Below are 15,046 nucleotides of genomic sequence, written 5' to 3'. Positions count from 1 at the left end.
CACGCCCCGGCCGGTCACAGCGCGCCCTTGGTGCTCGGGATCGCGCCGGCGGAGCGCGGGTCCAGCGCGGTCGCCTCGCGCAACGCCCGGGAGACCGCCTTGAACTGCGCCTCCACCACGTGGTGGGCGTCCGGGTGCCCGCCGGGGCGGGCCGCCCGCAGCACGTCCACGTGCAGCGTGATCCGGGCCGCCTGACCGAACGACTCCCAGATGTGCCGGGTCATGCTGGTCGGGTAGACCGGCCCGATGTACGGCGCCAGCACCGGCTCGTCGTGCACCACGTACGGCCGACCGGACAGGTCGACGGCGGCCCGGACCAGCACCTCGTCCATCGGGACGACGGCCGAGCCGTAGCGCCGGATGCCGGCCTTGTCGCCCAGCGCCTGGTCGAACGCGGCGCCCAGCGCCAACGCGGTGTCCTCCATCGTGTGGTGCGCGTCGATCTCCAGGTCACCCACGGTCTGCACGGTCAGGTCGAAACCTCCGTGCCGGGCGATCTGGTGCAGCATGTGGTCGTAGAAGCCGACCCCGGTGCTGATCTCGACCGCTCCGGTGCCGTCGAGGTCGATCTCCACCAGGACCTTGGTCTCCTTGGTGATCCGCTCCACCCGGGCGGTCCGGCTCATGATGGGGTGCCTTTCGGTCGCGGCGGGGCGGCCTGGCCCTCGCGCTGGGTCTCGTCCACGGCGGCAAGGAAGGCGTCGGTCTCGGCCGGGGTGCCGGCGGTGACCCGCAGCCAGCCCGGCAGGCCGACGTCGCGTACCAGCACCCCCTGCGCCAGCATCGCGCGCCACGCCACGCCCTGGTCGCCGCCCACCTCGTAGAGCACGAAGTTGGCGTCGCTGTCGGCCACCCGCAGGCCACGCTCCCGCAGCGCGGCGACGATCCGGTCGCGCTGCCGCATGATCTCCGCCACGGTGCCGAGCAGGGCCTCGCGGTGCGCCAGCGCCGCCCGCGCGGCGGCCTGGGTGAGCGCCGAGAGGTGATACGGCAGGCGTACGAGCTGCACCGCCGCCACCACGGCCGGGTCGGCCGCCAGGTAGCCCAGCCGCCCGCCGGCGAACCCGAACGCCTTGCTCATCGTGCGGGTCACCACCAGGCGAGGGTGCCCGGGCAGCACCGCCAGGGCGCTGACCGTCCCCGGCCGGGCGAACTCCGCGTACGCCTCGTCGACCACCACCATGCCCGGCGCCGCGTCCAGCACGGCAGTGACCACCGCCGGGTCGAGCGCGGTGCCGGTGGGGTTGTTCGGCGAGCAGAGGAAGACCACGTCGGGCCGGTGCTCGCGGATCTGGGCCACCGCCTCGTCGGCGGTCAACCCGAAGTCGACGCCGCGCCGGGCCGGCACCCATCGGGTGCCGGTGCCCAACGCCAGCAGCGGATGCATCGAGTACGACGGGGTGAAGCCGAGCGCGGTCCGCCCCGGCCCCCCGAACGCCTGCAGGAGCTGCTGCTGGATCTCGTTGGAGCCGTTGGCCGCCCACACCCCGTCGGCGGTGAGCCCGTGGCCGACGTACTCGGCCAGGTCGGCGCGGAGTGCCACCGCGTCACGGTCCGGGTACCGGTTGAGGTCCCGCAGCTCGGCGGCGACGGCCTTGCCGATCGCCTCCACCACCGGCTCCGGCACCGGGTAGGAGTTCTCGTTGGTGTTCAGCCGCACCGGCACGTCGAGCTGCGGCGCGCCGTACGGCGACAGCCCACGCAGATCGTCCCGGATCGGCAGGTCGGACAGCTCGGTCATGAGGGGTCCTGAGGGAATCGGGCCGACACCGCCTGGCCGTGCGCGGGCAGGTCCTCCGCGGTGGCCAACGCCACCACGTGCGGGGCCACCTCCCGCAGCGCCTCCTCGGTGTACTCCACCAGGTGGACGCCGCGCAGGAAGGACTGCACCGAGAGCCCGGAGGAGTGCCGGGCGCAGCCGCCGGTGGGCAGCACGTGGTTGGAACCGGCGCAGTAGTCGCCCAGCGACACCGGCGAGTACGCGCCCACGAAGATCGCCCCGGCGTTGCGTACCCGCATCGCCCACTCCCGGGCGTCGACGGTCTGGATCTCCAGGTGCTCCGCCGCATACGCGTCGACCACCCGCAGCCCGGCGGCCAGGTCGTCGACGAGCACGACGCCGCTCTGCTCCCCGCCCAGCGCGGTGCCGACCCGGTCGGCGTGCTTGGTGGCCGGCACCTGCCGGGTGAGTTCGCGGTCCACCGCGTCGGCCAGCGCCACCGAGGGGGTGACCAGCACGCTCGCCGCCAGCGGGTCGTGCTCGGCCTGGCTGATCAGGTCGGCGGCGACGTGCGCCGGGTCGGCGGTGTCGTCGGCGAGGATGGCGATCTCGGTCGGACCGGCCTCGGCGTCGATGCCCACCACGCCCCGCAGCAGCCGCTTGGCGGCGGTGACCCAGATGTTGCCCGGCCCGGTGATCATGTCGACCGGAGCGCAGTGCGCGCTGCCGGCGGCGTCCACCGCGCAGCCGTACGCCAACATGGCCACCGCCTGCGCCCCGCCGACGGCGTAGACCTCGTCGACGCCGAGCAACGCGCAGGCCGCCAGCACCCGGGCGTCCGGCAGCCCGCCGTTCTCCTTCTGCGGCGGCGAGGCCACCACCAGCGACCGGACTCCGGCCGCCTGGGCGGGCACCACGTTCATCACCACGGTCGACGGGTACATCGCCAGGCCGCCGGGAACGTAGAGACCGACCCGGTCGACCGGCACCCAGCGCTCGGTGACCGTGCCGCCCGGCACGACCTGGGTGGTGTGATCGGTGCGCCGCTGGTCGTCGTGCACCTTGCGGGCCCGGCTGATCGACTCCAGCAGCGCGGCGCGGACCTGCGGGTCGAGGGTGTCCTCCGCCGCGGCGATCGCCTCGACCGGCACCCGCAGCACGTCCGGGGAGATCCCGTCGAACCGCTCACTGGCCTCGCGGACCGCCTGGTAGCCATGCTCACGGACCGCCGTCACGATCGGGCGGATGCGCTCGACAGCCACCGACACGTCGAGTTGGGCACGGGGCAGCAGGTGGCGTGGGTCGGGCTCGCCACCGCGCAGGTCGATCCGGTTCAACACCCCTGCGAGTCTAGGCGGCCCGCCGACGGGCCGACCGACGCCGCCCGCTGTCCGGGACGGTGAGCCGGGACACGCCGGTGGCGCCGAGTGGGGCTACGCTCGATCACGTGACCGCACGGCTGCCGGTGTTCCCGCTCACCACGGTGCTCTTCCCCGGTTTGGTGCTGCCGCTGCACATCTTCGAGGAGCGCTACCGCGCGCTGGTCCGCCACCTGGTCGACCTGCCACCGGGTACGCCCCGCGAGTTCGGTGTGGTGGCCATCCGCAGCGGCTGGGAGGTGGCCCCCGGCCCCGGCCGGGTCACCCCGGGCACCGGCGAGGTGACGCTGCACGAGGTGGGCTGCACCGCCGAGCTGCGGGAGGTCGCCGAGTTGCCCGACGGCGGGTTCGACATCGTCACCGTGGGCAAGCGACGGTTCCGGGTCAGCGAGATCGACTCCGCCTCCGCGCCGTACCTGACGGCCGAGGTGCAGTGGCTGCCCGAGCCGAGTGGCCCGGACGAGGCCGCCGCATTGCTCGCGGCCCGGGTCACCGCCGTGTTCCGGCAGTACCTCGGGCTGATGCGGGCCGAGCCCGAGCAGCTCAGCGAGCAGTTGCCCGAGGACCCGACGGTGCTCTCCCATCTGGTGGCCGCGACCGCCGCGTTGACCGTGGCCGACCGGCAGCGGCTGCTGGCGATCGACGACACCGCCGCCCGGCTGCGCGCCGAACTGAAGCTGCTCAACCGCGAGGCGGCTCTGCTGCGCCAGGTGCGGGCGGTGCCGGTGCCGCTGGCGGAGCTGGCCACGGCGCCGCCGACTCCGAACTGACCGGCGGCTGCATCGGCCCGTCCGGGTAGCCGACCGGCGGTGGCACGGTCCCGCCGGGGTAGCCGACCGGCGGCCGCTGGGCGCCGTCCGGGTAATCGAGCGGCGGTGGCACGGTCCCGTCCGGGTAGCCGAGCGGCGGCCGTGCGGCTCCGTCCGGGTAACCGGCCGGCGGGACGAACCAGGCCGGGTCGGGCTCCGGCTCGGGACGCAGCGACGGCCACCGGGACCAGCCCGCCAGCAGGGTGTACGCCACCGCGGCCCCGAACGCCGGCAGCAGCAGGTTGCCGTGCGGCACCGGCAGCACGCCGAGCACCATCTCGATGCCGCCGGCCCGCAGGTCGGCGGGTTTGGCCAGCCGGGCGCCGTCCGGAGCGCTCTCCAGCAGCCGCTCGTAGCCGCCCAGCCCGATGCGCCGCCCCACCTGCCAGGCAACCAGGGCAGCGGCGAGACCGCCGGTCACCACGACGACCAGGCCGACCGGCCCCCGGTAGCGCCGCAGCACCAGCCAGACGACGAGCGCGGCGAGCACCCCGAAACCGAGACCCAGCAGGCTGAACCAGCCGTCGGCGGCGATCGGCTGCTCCGGCTGCGCCTGACCGTAGACGGCTCGGCCGGGACCGCTCTTGATCACCGGGGTGGCCGGGGCGAGCACTGCCCAGAGCAGCCCCAGCGGGACACCCAGCAGGCCCATCACGAGCGCCGTCAGGGCACCGACCCGCAGCGTACGGGCGGGACGGCGCGGCGGTCCGGTCGGCGGCTGCGGGACGGCCGGCGGTACCGGTGCGGGCGGTTCGGCGGCGGGGGTCTCCGGGCTCACCCGTTGATCCTCGCAGTTGCCGTCGGACGCCGTGCACGGTGTCGCCACTCCGCCACCACCGTCGGTGGTGAGCTGGCCCGGACGCGTCAACGGCCGAAGGGCTCCAGCATCGCCGCCGCCGCCCGCAGCCACGCCTGCCGGGTCTCGCCCTGGAGTTGGTGGTACTCGATCGAGGAACCGGTCTCCAGCGCCGGGTCGTACGGCACCACGGTCACCGCCCGGGTCCGGGTCGCGAAGTGTCGCTCCAGGTCACCCTGCAACGGCAGCCGGCCCGGCGTCGGGCAGGAGATCAGCGTGACCGCGTTGTCGGCCAGCTCCCCCATCCCCTCCTCGTGCAGCAGGTCGAGCATCCAGTCGGCGCTGAACGCGGCGTCCTCGCGCGGCACGGTGGTGACCACGAGCTGGTCGGCGGCCTGCATGACGGTACGCCAGTTCGGGCTCTCCACGTTGTTGCCGGTGTCCACGCAGATCACGTCGTGGGTGCGGCGCAGCAGTTCGAGCACCCGCTTGACGGTGAACTGGTCCAGCCGTTGGGCGAACCGGGGGCTCTCCTCACCGGCCAGCACGTCGTACGAGCCGTCGGAGGCGTGCCGCAGGTAGTCGTCGAGGATCTCCAGCAGCTCCGGACCCTCGCGGATCTCGATCTGCGCCAGGTCGGCGACCAGGTGCCGGATCGTCCGGGCGTGCCGGGCACTGCCGGCGCGCAGCCCGAGGGTGCCCCGCAACTCGTTGTCGTCCCAGGCCAGCACGCCCCGCCCGCGTACGCTGCCGACGGTCGCCGCGGCCAGCACGGTCGCGGTGGTCTTGTGCACGCCGCCCTTGGGGTTGGCGAAGGCGACCACCCGAGGGGTGCCCAGGTCCCGCCGCAGCACGGCGGCGGCCCGTTCCAGGTCGCCACCGGAGTTCTGCGCCCGCCACTCGAAGCGTCCCGGGCGACCGCCGACCGCCCCCGGGGGCGCCGCCGGGGGCGCCTGGGTCGGCGGCCCGGGCGGTGCCGTCGGCGGCGCGGGTGCCGGCGGGGCGGGCGGCTGGTAACCACCGTTGTCCAGCAACGCGTACCGCGACTCCACCGGCGGGGCGGCGTGCCGGTAGCCGTTGTCCAGCAACGTGTACCGCGACTCGCTCGGGTCGGCACCCCGCTGGTCGGGGCGGCGCGGCTCAGGGCGGCGCTCGGGACGACGTTGCTCGGGCACCGGCGGATATCCCGGATCGCCCGGATAGCCGGGCTCCGGCGGGTGGCTCCCGGGCGGGCCGGGGTACGTCGGGGCGGGACGCGGCGGCTCGACCCGGTAGCTCGCCTCGGCCCGGTAACCGGGCTCCACACCGTACGGCTGTCGGTTGGGCGGCGGAGGTCCCATCGGCGGAGGTCCGACCGGTGGGGGTCCCATCGGTGGGGGTCCCATCGGTGCCTGCCCGACCGGTGGCGGTCCGACCGGCGCCACCCGCCCGGAGTAGCCGGAACCCGGCCCTCGGCGCGGCAGCGGATCGGGCGACGGTGGCTGCTGCTCCTCGTCGGCCTGCCGCTCGGCGGGCTGGTCGCCGCCGCGACCGCCCAGGCGGGCTCGATCCAGCAGCGCCCGCCAACGCGGTGCCGGTTCGGCGGGCCGTCCCCAACCGGTCTCGCTGCCGTCCACGGCTCGCCCTCCCAGCGCTTTGGTTTCCGTCTGACAGGCTACGAACGAAACCCTATTCAGGCCACACCGGGCGACGTACCGATGTGTCCGCAACCGTCACGGTGTCGGGCTCGCTTCGCTCTCCTCGGCGCTGTCCACCGAGGTGGGGGGCGTCTCGCGCGGGATGACGGGGGGTGCCGACGAGGGAACCGCCGGTGATGGTGACGAATCCGTCACCTCCGGCGAAGCCGACGCGTCGCGCTCCGGAGTCGACGTCGGCGCCGGCGAACCCGTCGCGGCGGTCGGCATCGGCGACGCGGTGTGACCGTGGTCGATCGGCGGCCGGACGACGTCCTGCTGCTCGGGCAGCGGCGGGGTGAAGACGGTGCGCTCCAACCGCCGTACCTCCGGGGCGGGGTCGACCACCCGCACCCCCGGCCGGGCGGCCACGCCGCGCAACTGCGCCGGTGCGGCCCGGACCACCAGCGCATAGAGGCAGGCACAACCGGACCGGTACGCGGTGGCCTCCGCCGCCGCCACCTGCGCGCCGCTCTCGTAGAGCTCGCGCAGCTCGCGCTGCTGCGGTCCACCGCCGCCGAGGGCGGCGGCCCGGGCCCGGTAGTCGGTCGCCTCCTGCTCCTTGCGCTCGGCCAGCCGGGTCATCCCGGCGGTCACGTCCTCCGGCAGCCGCTGGGCGGGGATCCGGACGATCTCGGTCTGTCGGTCCGGCAGCGGCACCCGGCCGAAGACCACCGCCACGCCGACGTCGCCGACGACCGCCGCGAGCGACTGCGGCGTGCGGTACTCGGTCAACGAGACCAGCGCGTACGTGCCGTCGGTGCGGGACGCGCCGCCCAGCGCGGCCAGGTCCGCCGCGGCGGTGCGCTCGTAGCCGGGGATGGAGTCACCGTCGGAGACCCCCACCCGGGTCACCTCACCGACGGTGCGGTCTGGCACCGGCGGGCCGTTGGTGGCGAGCACGGCGGTGGTCAGCACGGCGGCGCAGGACAGCACCGCCACCCAGCCGAGCAACGGGACCCGGGTCGGCCCGTGGCCGAGCCGGGTCAACGCGGCGGCGAGACGGGGCAGCAGCCGCTGGTCCAACTGCCGCAGCAGGTCGCCGGCACGCACGGGCAGCCCCCTCGTCGGGTCGGTCTCCACGGGTGGGGCGCGTCAGTCGCGGAGGAGTTCCAGCGCACGTCCCAGGTCGTCAGGGTAGTCGCTGACGAAGCGGACCTCGTCCCCCGTACGGGGGTGCTCGAAGCTCAACTCTCTGGCGTGCAACCACTGCCGATCCAGTTTGAGCCGGGCGGCGAGCGTCGGGTCCGCGCCGTACGTCAGGTCACCGACGCAGGGGTGCCGCAGGGTGGAGAAGTGCACCCGGATCTGGTGGGTGCGACCGGTCTCCAACCGGACGTCGACCAGGCTGGCCGACGGGAACGCCTCGATGGTGTCGTAGTGGGTGATGCTGGGCTTGCCGCCGGAGACCACCGCCCAGCGGTAGTCGTGGTGCGGGTGCCGGTCGATCGGGGCGTCCACGGTGCCGCGCAGCGGGTCCAGGTGGCCCTGCACCACCGCGTGGTACCGCTTCTCCACCTCGCGGTACTTGAAGGCCCGCTTCAGCACGCTGTACGCCTGCTCGCTCTTGGCCACCACCATCACGCCGGTGGTGCCGACGTCGAGCCGGTGCACCACGCCCTGGCGCTCGGCCGCGCCGCTGGTGGCGATGGTGTGCCCGATCGCGGCCAGCCCGCCGATCACCGTCGGGCCGGTCCAACCCGGGCTCGGGTGCGCCGCCACGCCGACCGGCTTGTCCACCACCACGATGTCGTCGTCGGCGTGGACCACCCGCAGTCCCGGCACCGCCTGCGGCACCACCACCGGCGCGGTGGCCGGCGGCGGCAGCGTCACCTCCAGCCAGGAGCCCGCGCGCACCTTGTGCGAGTTGGGCCGTACCGCGCCGTCGACCAGCGCCGCGCCGTCGTCGACGAGCGCGGCGGCGGCGGTACGGGAGAGGCCGAAGAGTCGGGCCACGGCCTGGTCCAGCCGCATCCCGTCGAGGCCGTCGGGGACGGGCAGGCTGCGGTGGTCGCCGCCGGCGGCGAAGGTGGCCGTCATGCCCGCTCCCGCCGTCCGTCGTCGGTCGTCGGTCGCTCGGCTCGGGGACCCGGACCGGCGTCGTCGCCGGGCGGCGTCGCGTCGTCGGTCCCGGCCGCCGGTGCGGGCGGCTCCTCGCCGACGGCGCGGGTGCCGTCGCGCTGCCGCCCGGTGAACTCCAGGCCGACGGCGAGTACGACACCGCAGACCAGGGCACTGTCCGCGATGTTGAAGATCGGGAAGACCCGGCCGTACGGGTCGAAGACGCTGATCATGTCGACCACGTGCCCGACGAACCAGCCCGGTGCCCGGAAGATCCGGTCGATCAGGTTGCCGGTCACACCGCCGACCACCAGGCCGAGCGAGATCGCCCACGGCACCGAGCGCAGCGTCCGCGCCATCCAGGCGATCCAGCCCAGGACGCCGAGCCCGATCACCGGGAAGATGAAGGTGTAGTCCGAACCCATGCTCCACGCGGCCCCGCTGTTGCGGGTCAGCGAGAAGTACAGCGCGCCACCGAGCAGGCGTACCGGCTCCCGGTCGCTCAGCTCCTGCAAGGCCAGGTGCTTGGTGAACAGGTCGACCGCCACCGCGAACAACGCGAGGCTGAGCAGGATCGTGACCGGCCGGCGCCGCGACTTCGTGGCGGCGCCCGGCTCGGCGGTGCCGGGCCCCGCGGGCGGTGCTGCGCTCATTCGCTCCCCATCGACGATCGCGGCGGTGCTGTCGCACCGCCGCGCACCAGTGCCGGGGAGACAGCCGTCAGCGCCGCTCCTCCAGCTGCTTGCACGTCACGCAGAGAGTGGCCGACGGGAACGCGGCCAGGCGCTCCACCGGGATGGGGTTGCCGCACCGCGCGCACCAGCCGTAACCACCTTCGTCGAGCCGCTCCAGCGCGCGCTCGACCTGCGTGATCCGTTCCAGGATGCTGTTGGCGAGGGAGATCTCCTGCTCCCGCTCGAGCGTCTTGGTCCCGGTGTCGGCCTGGTCGTCCCCGGCCGAGTCGGTCAGGCGGTCGCGCTGCAGCTCGGTGATCTCGCTCAGCGTCTGATCGTACTCGGCGCGCAACTCGTCATGGCGGGCCGCCAGCGCGGCACGGATCTTCTCGGTCTCCGCGGCACTGCGGGTGGACTTCGGCGCTGGCTTGCGGCCTGCGGTCCTGGTGTCGGCTGGCTTGGCCATAGTCGCTCCCTCGGCCACGGAGCCACGGGGAATCCGCGGCGCCTGGACAGGGGCCGCCGACATCGGCTGCCCCAGGTACAAAACGGGCGCGCGGCGAACTGGCCGCGCACTCCGGAGGTTGGCAAGGATACGGAACGTACAGGCGTCCGACAATCTGCCGCACCGAAACGCCCTATCCGCCCCGATTCATGCCATTACCGGGGCAGGGGGAACGCTAGCAGATCGCGACCACGTCGCCGGCCGGTTCGCCGCCCTCGTCCCCCGGTCCACCGTCGACGATGGAGGCGTGGTCAGCGGGAGGTCGTGGTTCGCGGCTCGGGTGGCGGTGCCGGTCAGCCGGGCGGGTCCGCCCCGTCGCGCAACCGGGACAACCGCGACACCGGATCCGGCCCGGCGTCGGTGACCAGGAAGAGTTTGTCGCGGCTGGCCGCGCCGGCCCGCAGCGACACGGCCGCCGGCCGCACACCGAGCGCCTCGGCCAACGCCCGGCGCGCCGCCTCGGTGGCGCGTCCGTCCACCGCCCGGGCGTTGACGGCGATCACCAGGGCGGGACCGTGCGGACCGTCGAACCGGCCGCCCACCCGGGCACGGGACGCCCCGGGCTTCACCCGTACGGCGACGGTGAGCACCTCGGCCACGGCTCAGCGGCGGCCGGACTCGGAGAGCAGGACGGTGCCGGGGGTGCAGAGCCCGCACGGCGTGAAGCCGAGTTCCGCCGCCTCGGCGGCGGGCAGTGGCTCGTGGTCGCGCCCGACCAGATGCCCGCACTCGACCAGGTGATAGCGGGGTCGCCCGTCGACCACCCGGACCTCGTCCGGCAGCCGGGCCAGCCGTGCGGCCTGCTCCGGCGTGATCTGCTGGGCGGCCGGCTCGTCGTCGTACCCGTCGACCACCGCGCCCTCGACCGGGGCCTCCGCCTCGACCGTCACCGGCGAACCGGGTGGTTGCCGCCACCCGGAGTCGCCGGTGTCGACGGTCGGCGGGACGTGCTGCGTCGGGATGCCCGACGGACTCTCCTGGACGGCCGGTCCGGTGGCGTCGTCCGGTGCCCGGTCACCACGGGCCGCCGCGCGACCGGTGGCGGCCTGGCGGGCGCCGGTGACCAGGGCGACGGCGGCCAGCAGGCTGGCACCGATCGAGACGACCAGCAGCGGGCTGGAGCCGCCGGCCAGACCGAGCACCAGCAGCACCACGGCGACGAGGATGAGCGCGAGACTGACGATTATCACCGCTCACCCCCGCCGCGTCGTACCGATGAGGCAGGGCGGGCGACCGCCGTGTCGACGACGGCCACCGGCCCGAATCAGCGACCGGCCTCGAGAGCGCCGGAGCGACCGCCGCCGTAGGAACCGGCGAGCCCGGCGGCGGCCAGGCCGTTGCCGGCGGCCCGGGTGCCGTCCCCGCGGGTCATCTCGGCCTCCAGGCCCTGACCGCGACCGTCGAGGTCCCGCAGCTGGCTCTCCAGGTACGCCTTGAGCCGGGTGCGGTACTCGCGCTCGAACTGCTTGAGCTCCTCGATGTGCTTCTGCAGCGCCGTGCGCTTGGCGTCCAGGCCGCCCATGGCCTCCTGGTGCCGCTGGCGGGCGTCCCGCTCCAGCGCGTCGGCCTTGGCCCGCGCCTCACGGGTGACCTCCTCGGCCTTGGAACGGGCCTCGGAGAGCAGCTGGTCGGCCTCGCGGCGCGCGTCGGAGACGTGGTCGTCCGCCGTGCGCTGGGCCATCATCAGCACCCGCAGCGCCTGCTGCTCGCCGTCACCGCCCGGCACCGCACCACCGGCGGAGCGGGTCTGCTCCAGCTCGGCCTGCATCGCGCGCGCGGCCTGCTCGGCGGCGGCCTTGTCCCGCTGCACGCGGTCGAGCTGCGCCTTGACGTCGTTGAGCTCGGCGGCGAGGCGGGCGTCGCCACCGGGACCGGCCGGGGCGCCGCCCCGACCGCCGCGCTCCACCTGGGCGCGCAGCTCGTTGTTCTCCTCGATCAGACGGGCGAGTTCGCGCTCGACCTCGTCCAGGAAGGCGTCGACCTCCTCCTCGTCGTAGCCCCGCTTGCCGATCGGCGGCTTCTTGAAGGCGACGTTATGGACGTCGGCCGGGGTCAGCGGCATCGAAACTCCTCGGGTCAGTTGCGGCCGCGATAGCGCGTCGGTCATCAGGCGGTCCTGATGATCGCCGGCTCTAACACAAACCTCATCAGCACGAACAGGATAACCAGGAGCACAAGGGAGGCCAGGTCGATGCTCACGGTACCAATTCGCAGCGGAGGGATCACACGCCTCAACGCCCAGAGCGGGGGATCAGTGACGCTCCACACGGATTCCAGTCCGGCCGATGCTCCGCGACCAGGTTGCCAACGCCGCCCGTACTGCAGGACGGCGCTCAACACGAAACGGGCCAAAAGAACGATCAGAAAGACATACGTGATCAGGTAGAGAACCTGCAGCAAGATCGACAACACGGCTTGTGGCGTCCCTCGGGTCGGGCGGGTCAACTCAGGCTGAAGAACCCACCCTCAGCGATCTTGGCCTTGTCCTCCGCGGTGACCTGGACGTTGGCCGGCGAGAGTAGGAACACCCGGTTGGTCACGCGCTCGATCGTACCGCGCAGTCCGAACGCCAACCCGGCGGCGAAGTCCACCAGACGGCGGGCATCCGCCTCGTCCATCTCGGTGAGGTTGATGATCACGGGTACGCCGTCCCGGAAGTGCTCGCCGATGGTCCGCGCCTCCCGGTAGGTGGTCGGGTGCAGCGTGGTGATCTGGTAGCGCTGCTCCTCCTCCATCACCCGCTCACGCGGCTGCACCTGCGGCGCCAGGGCCAGGTTGTCCCGGGTGTGGTAGCTGTTCGCATTGGACGACTCGGCGGACGCCCGGGTGATCGACCGCACGCTGGACCGCTCGGACCGCTCGGACCGCTCCGGCCGCTCCGACTCCAGCCGCTCGGAGTCACCGAGGCGGCCTCCGGCGCGCTCGCTCAACCGCCCCCGGTCCCCGAGCCGCGGCCGGGGCGCGGGCGCCTCGTCCACCTCGTCGTCGTCATCGTCGGCGAACTCCTCGGCGTACCGGCTCTGCCGGTAACGCGACTCGCGGTAGCCACCCTTGTCGTAGCCACCGTCGTCGTAGGCCCGCTCCTCGTCCTCTTCGACCAGTCCGAGCCAGACCCCCGCCTTGCGCAGTGCACCCATCCCCGCGCCCTTCCCGTCCGCCGTGCGGCACACGCCCCCGCCGTGTCGCCTGTCGCGAGTGGGCCGTTCCTGCCCACTGGACCGGAACGGCAATCCTCCGACGCGCAATTCGCGTTGCACGTCACGCCCCCCGTGGCGAGGAAGACCGTTCCCGCAAACAACACTGATGTAATTTGCTTCTCTCGCGGCCAGGCTACCGCAGCGTGGGACGCATTCCGAGCAACGCGCTACCGACGCGGACATGTGTCGCGCCGTGGGCGATCGCCGCCTCCAGGTCGCCGCTCATGCCCGCCGAGAGCACCGTGGCACCCGGATGCGCGGCGCGCACCTGCGCGGCGAGGTCGGCCAGTCGGGCGAACGCCCGCTCCGGCTCCCAGCCGAGCGGCGCCACCGCCATCAGACCGGCCAGCCGCAGGCCCTGGGCGGCGGCCACCGCCTCGGTGACCGGACCGAGCCCCAGGTCCGGGTCGGCCGAGGAGGGCACCGCCCCGCCCCGGGACGGGTCGCCGTCGATGCTGACCTGCACCAACACCTCCAACGGGCGGTCCCGTCCGCCGGCCGCGGCGGCCACCGTGGACGCCAGCCGGACGCTGTCGACGGACTGGACCATGTCGGCGTACCGGAGCACCGATTTCACCTTGTTACGTTGCAGCCGACCGACGAAGTGCCAGCGGGGCGCCACCCCGGCCGCAGCGACCTCGGCGGCCTTCGGAGCCGCCTCCTGGTCGCGGTTCTCCCCCACGTCGGTCACGCCGAGCCCGGCCAGCGCGACCACGTCCGCGGCCGGGTAGGTCTTGGTCACCGCGATCATCGTCACGTCGGCGCGGTCCCGGCCCGCGGCGGCACAGGCGTCGGCGATGCGGGCGCGCACCCGGGCCAGCCCGGCGGCCAGTTCGGCACGCCGGTCGGGTCGCACCAGTGCGGGGCTGTCGGTCATCGGCGCCGCTCAGGACCCGTTCTTGAGGAAGTCGGGCACGTCGACGTCGTCGAACAGCACCCGACGCGGCGACTGCGGCGGCGCCGGCACGGCGGGCGACGACACGACCGGGGTGCTCGGCTGCGTCGGCTGGTTCTGGTTGGTCTTGCGCGTCGGCTCGGCCGCCTTGTACGCCGGAGTGCCACCGTCGAAGCCGGCGGCGATCACGGTCACCCGCACCTCGTCACCGAGGGCGTCGTCGATCACCGCACCGAAGATGATGTTGGCGTCCGGGTGCGCCGCGTCGGTGACCAGCTGAGCGGCGTCGTTGATCTCGAACAGCCCCAGGTCGGAGCCGCCCGCGATGGAGAGCAGCACACCGCGCGCGCCGTCCATGCTCTGCTCCAGCAACGGGCTGGAGATGGCCGCCTCGGCGGCCTCCACGGCGCGGTTCTCACCGCGCGCGCTGCCGATGCCCATCAGCGCGCTGCCGGCGCCGCTCATCACGCTCTTGACGTCCGCGAAGTCCAGGTTGATCAGACCCGGCGTGGTGATCAGGTCGGTGATGCCCTGGACACCGGAGAGCAGCACCTGGTCGGCGGTGCGGAACGCATCCATCATGCTGATGTTGCGGTCGCCGAGGGCCAGCAGCCGGTCGTTGGGGATGACGATCAGGGTGTCGCACTGGTTGCGCAGCTCGTCGATGCCGGCCTCGGCCTGCACCTGACGACGCTTGCCCTCGAAGGAGAACGGACGGGTCACCACACCGATGGTCAGCGCGCCCAGCTTGCGGGCGATGTTCGCCACCACCGGAGCGCCACCGGTGCCGGTGCCACCGCCCTCGCCGCAGGTCACGAAGACCATGTCGGCGCCCTTGAGTACCTCCTCGATCTCGTCGCGGTGGTCCTCGGCGGCGTTCTTGCCGACGTCCGGGTTGGCCCCGGCGCCGAGGCCCCGGGTCAGTTCGCGACCGACGTCGAGCTTCACGTCGGCGTCGCTCATCAGCAACGCCTGCGCGTCCGTGTTGATCGCGATGAACTCGACGCCCTTGAGCCCAACCTCGATCATCCGGTTGACGGCGTTGACGCCGCCGCCCCCGATGCCGACGACCTTGATGACCGCCAGGTAGTTGTGCGGAGGTGTCATCTCCGGTCCTTTCCCTTCGAGATTGGCTGCTCCCCGACCGGCTTCGGCGTGGCCAGACCTGCGGTCGACTCGGCTGTCACCCAGCGAGGGCGCGAGGCAAACCCTCACCCTCTACTAGAGGGTTAGAGTTATGTCAACCACTGATCCTCTTCCGGGCAACGTAAGCGCAGCCGAGCGATGTGCCAAGGACCTTTCCGGCGTGTCGCCGGTGGAGCGGGACGCTTCACAGC

Annotated in this window: 16 protein-coding genes and 1 pseudogene; 1 reads left to right on the top strand and 16 read right to left on the bottom strand. The window is 73.4% G+C overall.

Annotated elements, in window-relative coordinates; translation table 11 throughout:
- Positions 1-14: 14 nt before the first annotated feature.
- The 3 genes from hisB to hisD are packed head-to-tail and all read right to left on the bottom strand — an operon-like array spanning position 15 to position 3,060.
- The gene (gene hisB, locus ABT008_RS13765; RefSeq protein WP_350696396.1) at positions 15-626 is read right to left on the bottom strand and encodes an imidazoleglycerol-phosphate dehydratase HisB; all 612 of its coding nucleotides are present in this window, start codon (positions 624-626) and stop codon (positions 15-17) included.
- A complete protein-coding gene (locus tag ABT008_RS13760; RefSeq protein ID WP_350696394.1) occupies positions 623-1,741 on the bottom strand; it encodes a histidinol-phosphate transaminase in 1,119 nt (372 codons plus the stop codon). The genes hisB and ABT008_RS13760 overlap by 4 nt, the downstream gene beginning before the upstream one ends.
- Positions 1,738-3,060, bottom strand: a complete 1,323-nt coding sequence (hisD, locus tag ABT008_RS13755) for a histidinol dehydrogenase (protein WP_350696392.1) — start codon at positions 3,058-3,060, stop codon at positions 1,738-1,740. The genes ABT008_RS13760 and hisD overlap by 4 nt, the downstream gene beginning before the upstream one ends.
- Positions 3,061-3,167: 107 nt before the next feature.
- On the opposite strand from hisD, the gene ABT008_RS13750 reads away from it, so the two are divergent.
- Positions 3,168-3,869 (top strand): LON peptidase substrate-binding domain-containing protein, encoded by a 702-nt coding sequence (locus tag ABT008_RS13750; protein ID WP_350696390.1) that lies wholly within the window; start codon positions 3,168-3,170, stop codon positions 3,867-3,869.
- A gap of 181 nt (positions 3,870-4,050) precedes the next feature.
- Here ABT008_RS13750 and ABT008_RS13745 read toward each other — a convergent pair.
- The 13 genes and pseudogenes from ABT008_RS13745 to ftsZ form a co-directional block, all read right to left on the bottom strand.
- Positions 4,051-4,686 (bottom strand): annotated as a pseudogene (locus ABT008_RS13745) (DUF2567 domain-containing protein); the annotation flags it as partial.
- Between the two features lie 86 nt (positions 4,687-4,772).
- Entirely contained in the window at positions 4,773-6,320 is a 1,548-nt protein-coding gene (locus ABT008_RS13740) for a MinD/ParA family ATP-binding protein (protein ID WP_350696387.1), read from the bottom strand.
- Positions 6,321-6,416: 96 nt separating this feature from the next.
- The gene (locus tag ABT008_RS13735; protein ID WP_350696385.1) at positions 6,417-7,430 is read right to left on the bottom strand and encodes a hypothetical protein; all 1,014 of its coding nucleotides are present in this window, start codon (positions 7,428-7,430) and stop codon (positions 6,417-6,419) included.
- A 42-nt stretch (positions 7,431-7,472) separates the two neighbouring features.
- Positions 7,473-8,417, bottom strand: coding sequence for an RluA family pseudouridine synthase (locus ABT008_RS13730; RefSeq protein WP_350696384.1), 945 nt, complete (start codon positions 8,415-8,417; stop codon positions 7,473-7,475).
- Positions 8,414-9,091, bottom strand: coding sequence for a signal peptidase II (locus tag ABT008_RS13725; RefSeq protein WP_350696382.1), 678 nt, complete (start codon positions 9,089-9,091; stop codon positions 8,414-8,416). The genes ABT008_RS13730 and ABT008_RS13725 overlap by 4 nt, the downstream gene beginning before the upstream one ends.
- Positions 9,092-9,158: 67 nt before the next feature.
- Positions 9,159-9,578: a TraR/DksA family transcriptional regulator gene (locus ABT008_RS13720; protein ID WP_117227075.1), complete on the bottom strand. Its 420-nt coding sequence runs from the start codon at positions 9,576-9,578 to the stop codon at positions 9,159-9,161.
- Positions 9,579-9,910: 332 nt separating this feature from the next.
- Positions 9,911-10,216 (bottom strand): DUF167 domain-containing protein, encoded by a 306-nt coding sequence (locus tag ABT008_RS13715; protein WP_350696380.1) that lies wholly within the window; start codon positions 10,214-10,216, stop codon positions 9,911-9,913.
- 3 nt (positions 10,217-10,219) lie between these two features.
- Positions 10,220-10,807, bottom strand: coding sequence for a hypothetical protein (locus ABT008_RS13710; RefSeq protein WP_350696378.1), 588 nt, complete (start codon positions 10,805-10,807; stop codon positions 10,220-10,222).
- Between the two features lie 74 nt (positions 10,808-10,881).
- Entirely contained in the window at positions 10,882-11,679 is a 798-nt protein-coding gene (locus tag ABT008_RS13705) for a DivIVA domain-containing protein (RefSeq protein ID WP_117227072.1), read from the bottom strand.
- Positions 11,680-11,723: 44 nt separating this feature from the next.
- Positions 11,724-12,029: a YggT family protein gene (locus ABT008_RS13700; protein ID WP_111212523.1), complete on the bottom strand. Its 306-nt coding sequence runs from the start codon at positions 12,027-12,029 to the stop codon at positions 11,724-11,726.
- A 29-nt stretch (positions 12,030-12,058) separates the two neighbouring features.
- Positions 12,059-12,754 (bottom strand): cell division protein SepF, encoded by a 696-nt coding sequence (locus tag ABT008_RS13695; RefSeq protein WP_350696376.1) that lies wholly within the window; start codon positions 12,752-12,754, stop codon positions 12,059-12,061.
- A 193-nt stretch (positions 12,755-12,947) separates the two neighbouring features.
- Positions 12,948-13,691, bottom strand: a complete 744-nt coding sequence (locus ABT008_RS13690) for a YggS family pyridoxal phosphate-dependent enzyme (protein ID WP_350696374.1) — start codon at positions 13,689-13,691, stop codon at positions 12,948-12,950.
- 9 nt (positions 13,692-13,700) lie between these two features.
- Positions 13,701-14,816, bottom strand: coding sequence for a cell division protein FtsZ (gene ftsZ, locus ABT008_RS13685; protein WP_350696373.1), 1,116 nt, complete (start codon positions 14,814-14,816; stop codon positions 13,701-13,703).
- Positions 14,817-15,046: the final 230 nt, after the last annotated feature.

Source organism: Micromonospora sp. NPDC002389, from assembly GCF_040296095.1.
In the GTDB taxonomy this organism is placed as follows: Bacteria; Actinomycetota; Actinomycetes; order Mycobacteriales; family Micromonosporaceae; genus Micromonospora.
This window is presented reverse-complemented; position numbering and strand designations above follow the sequence as displayed.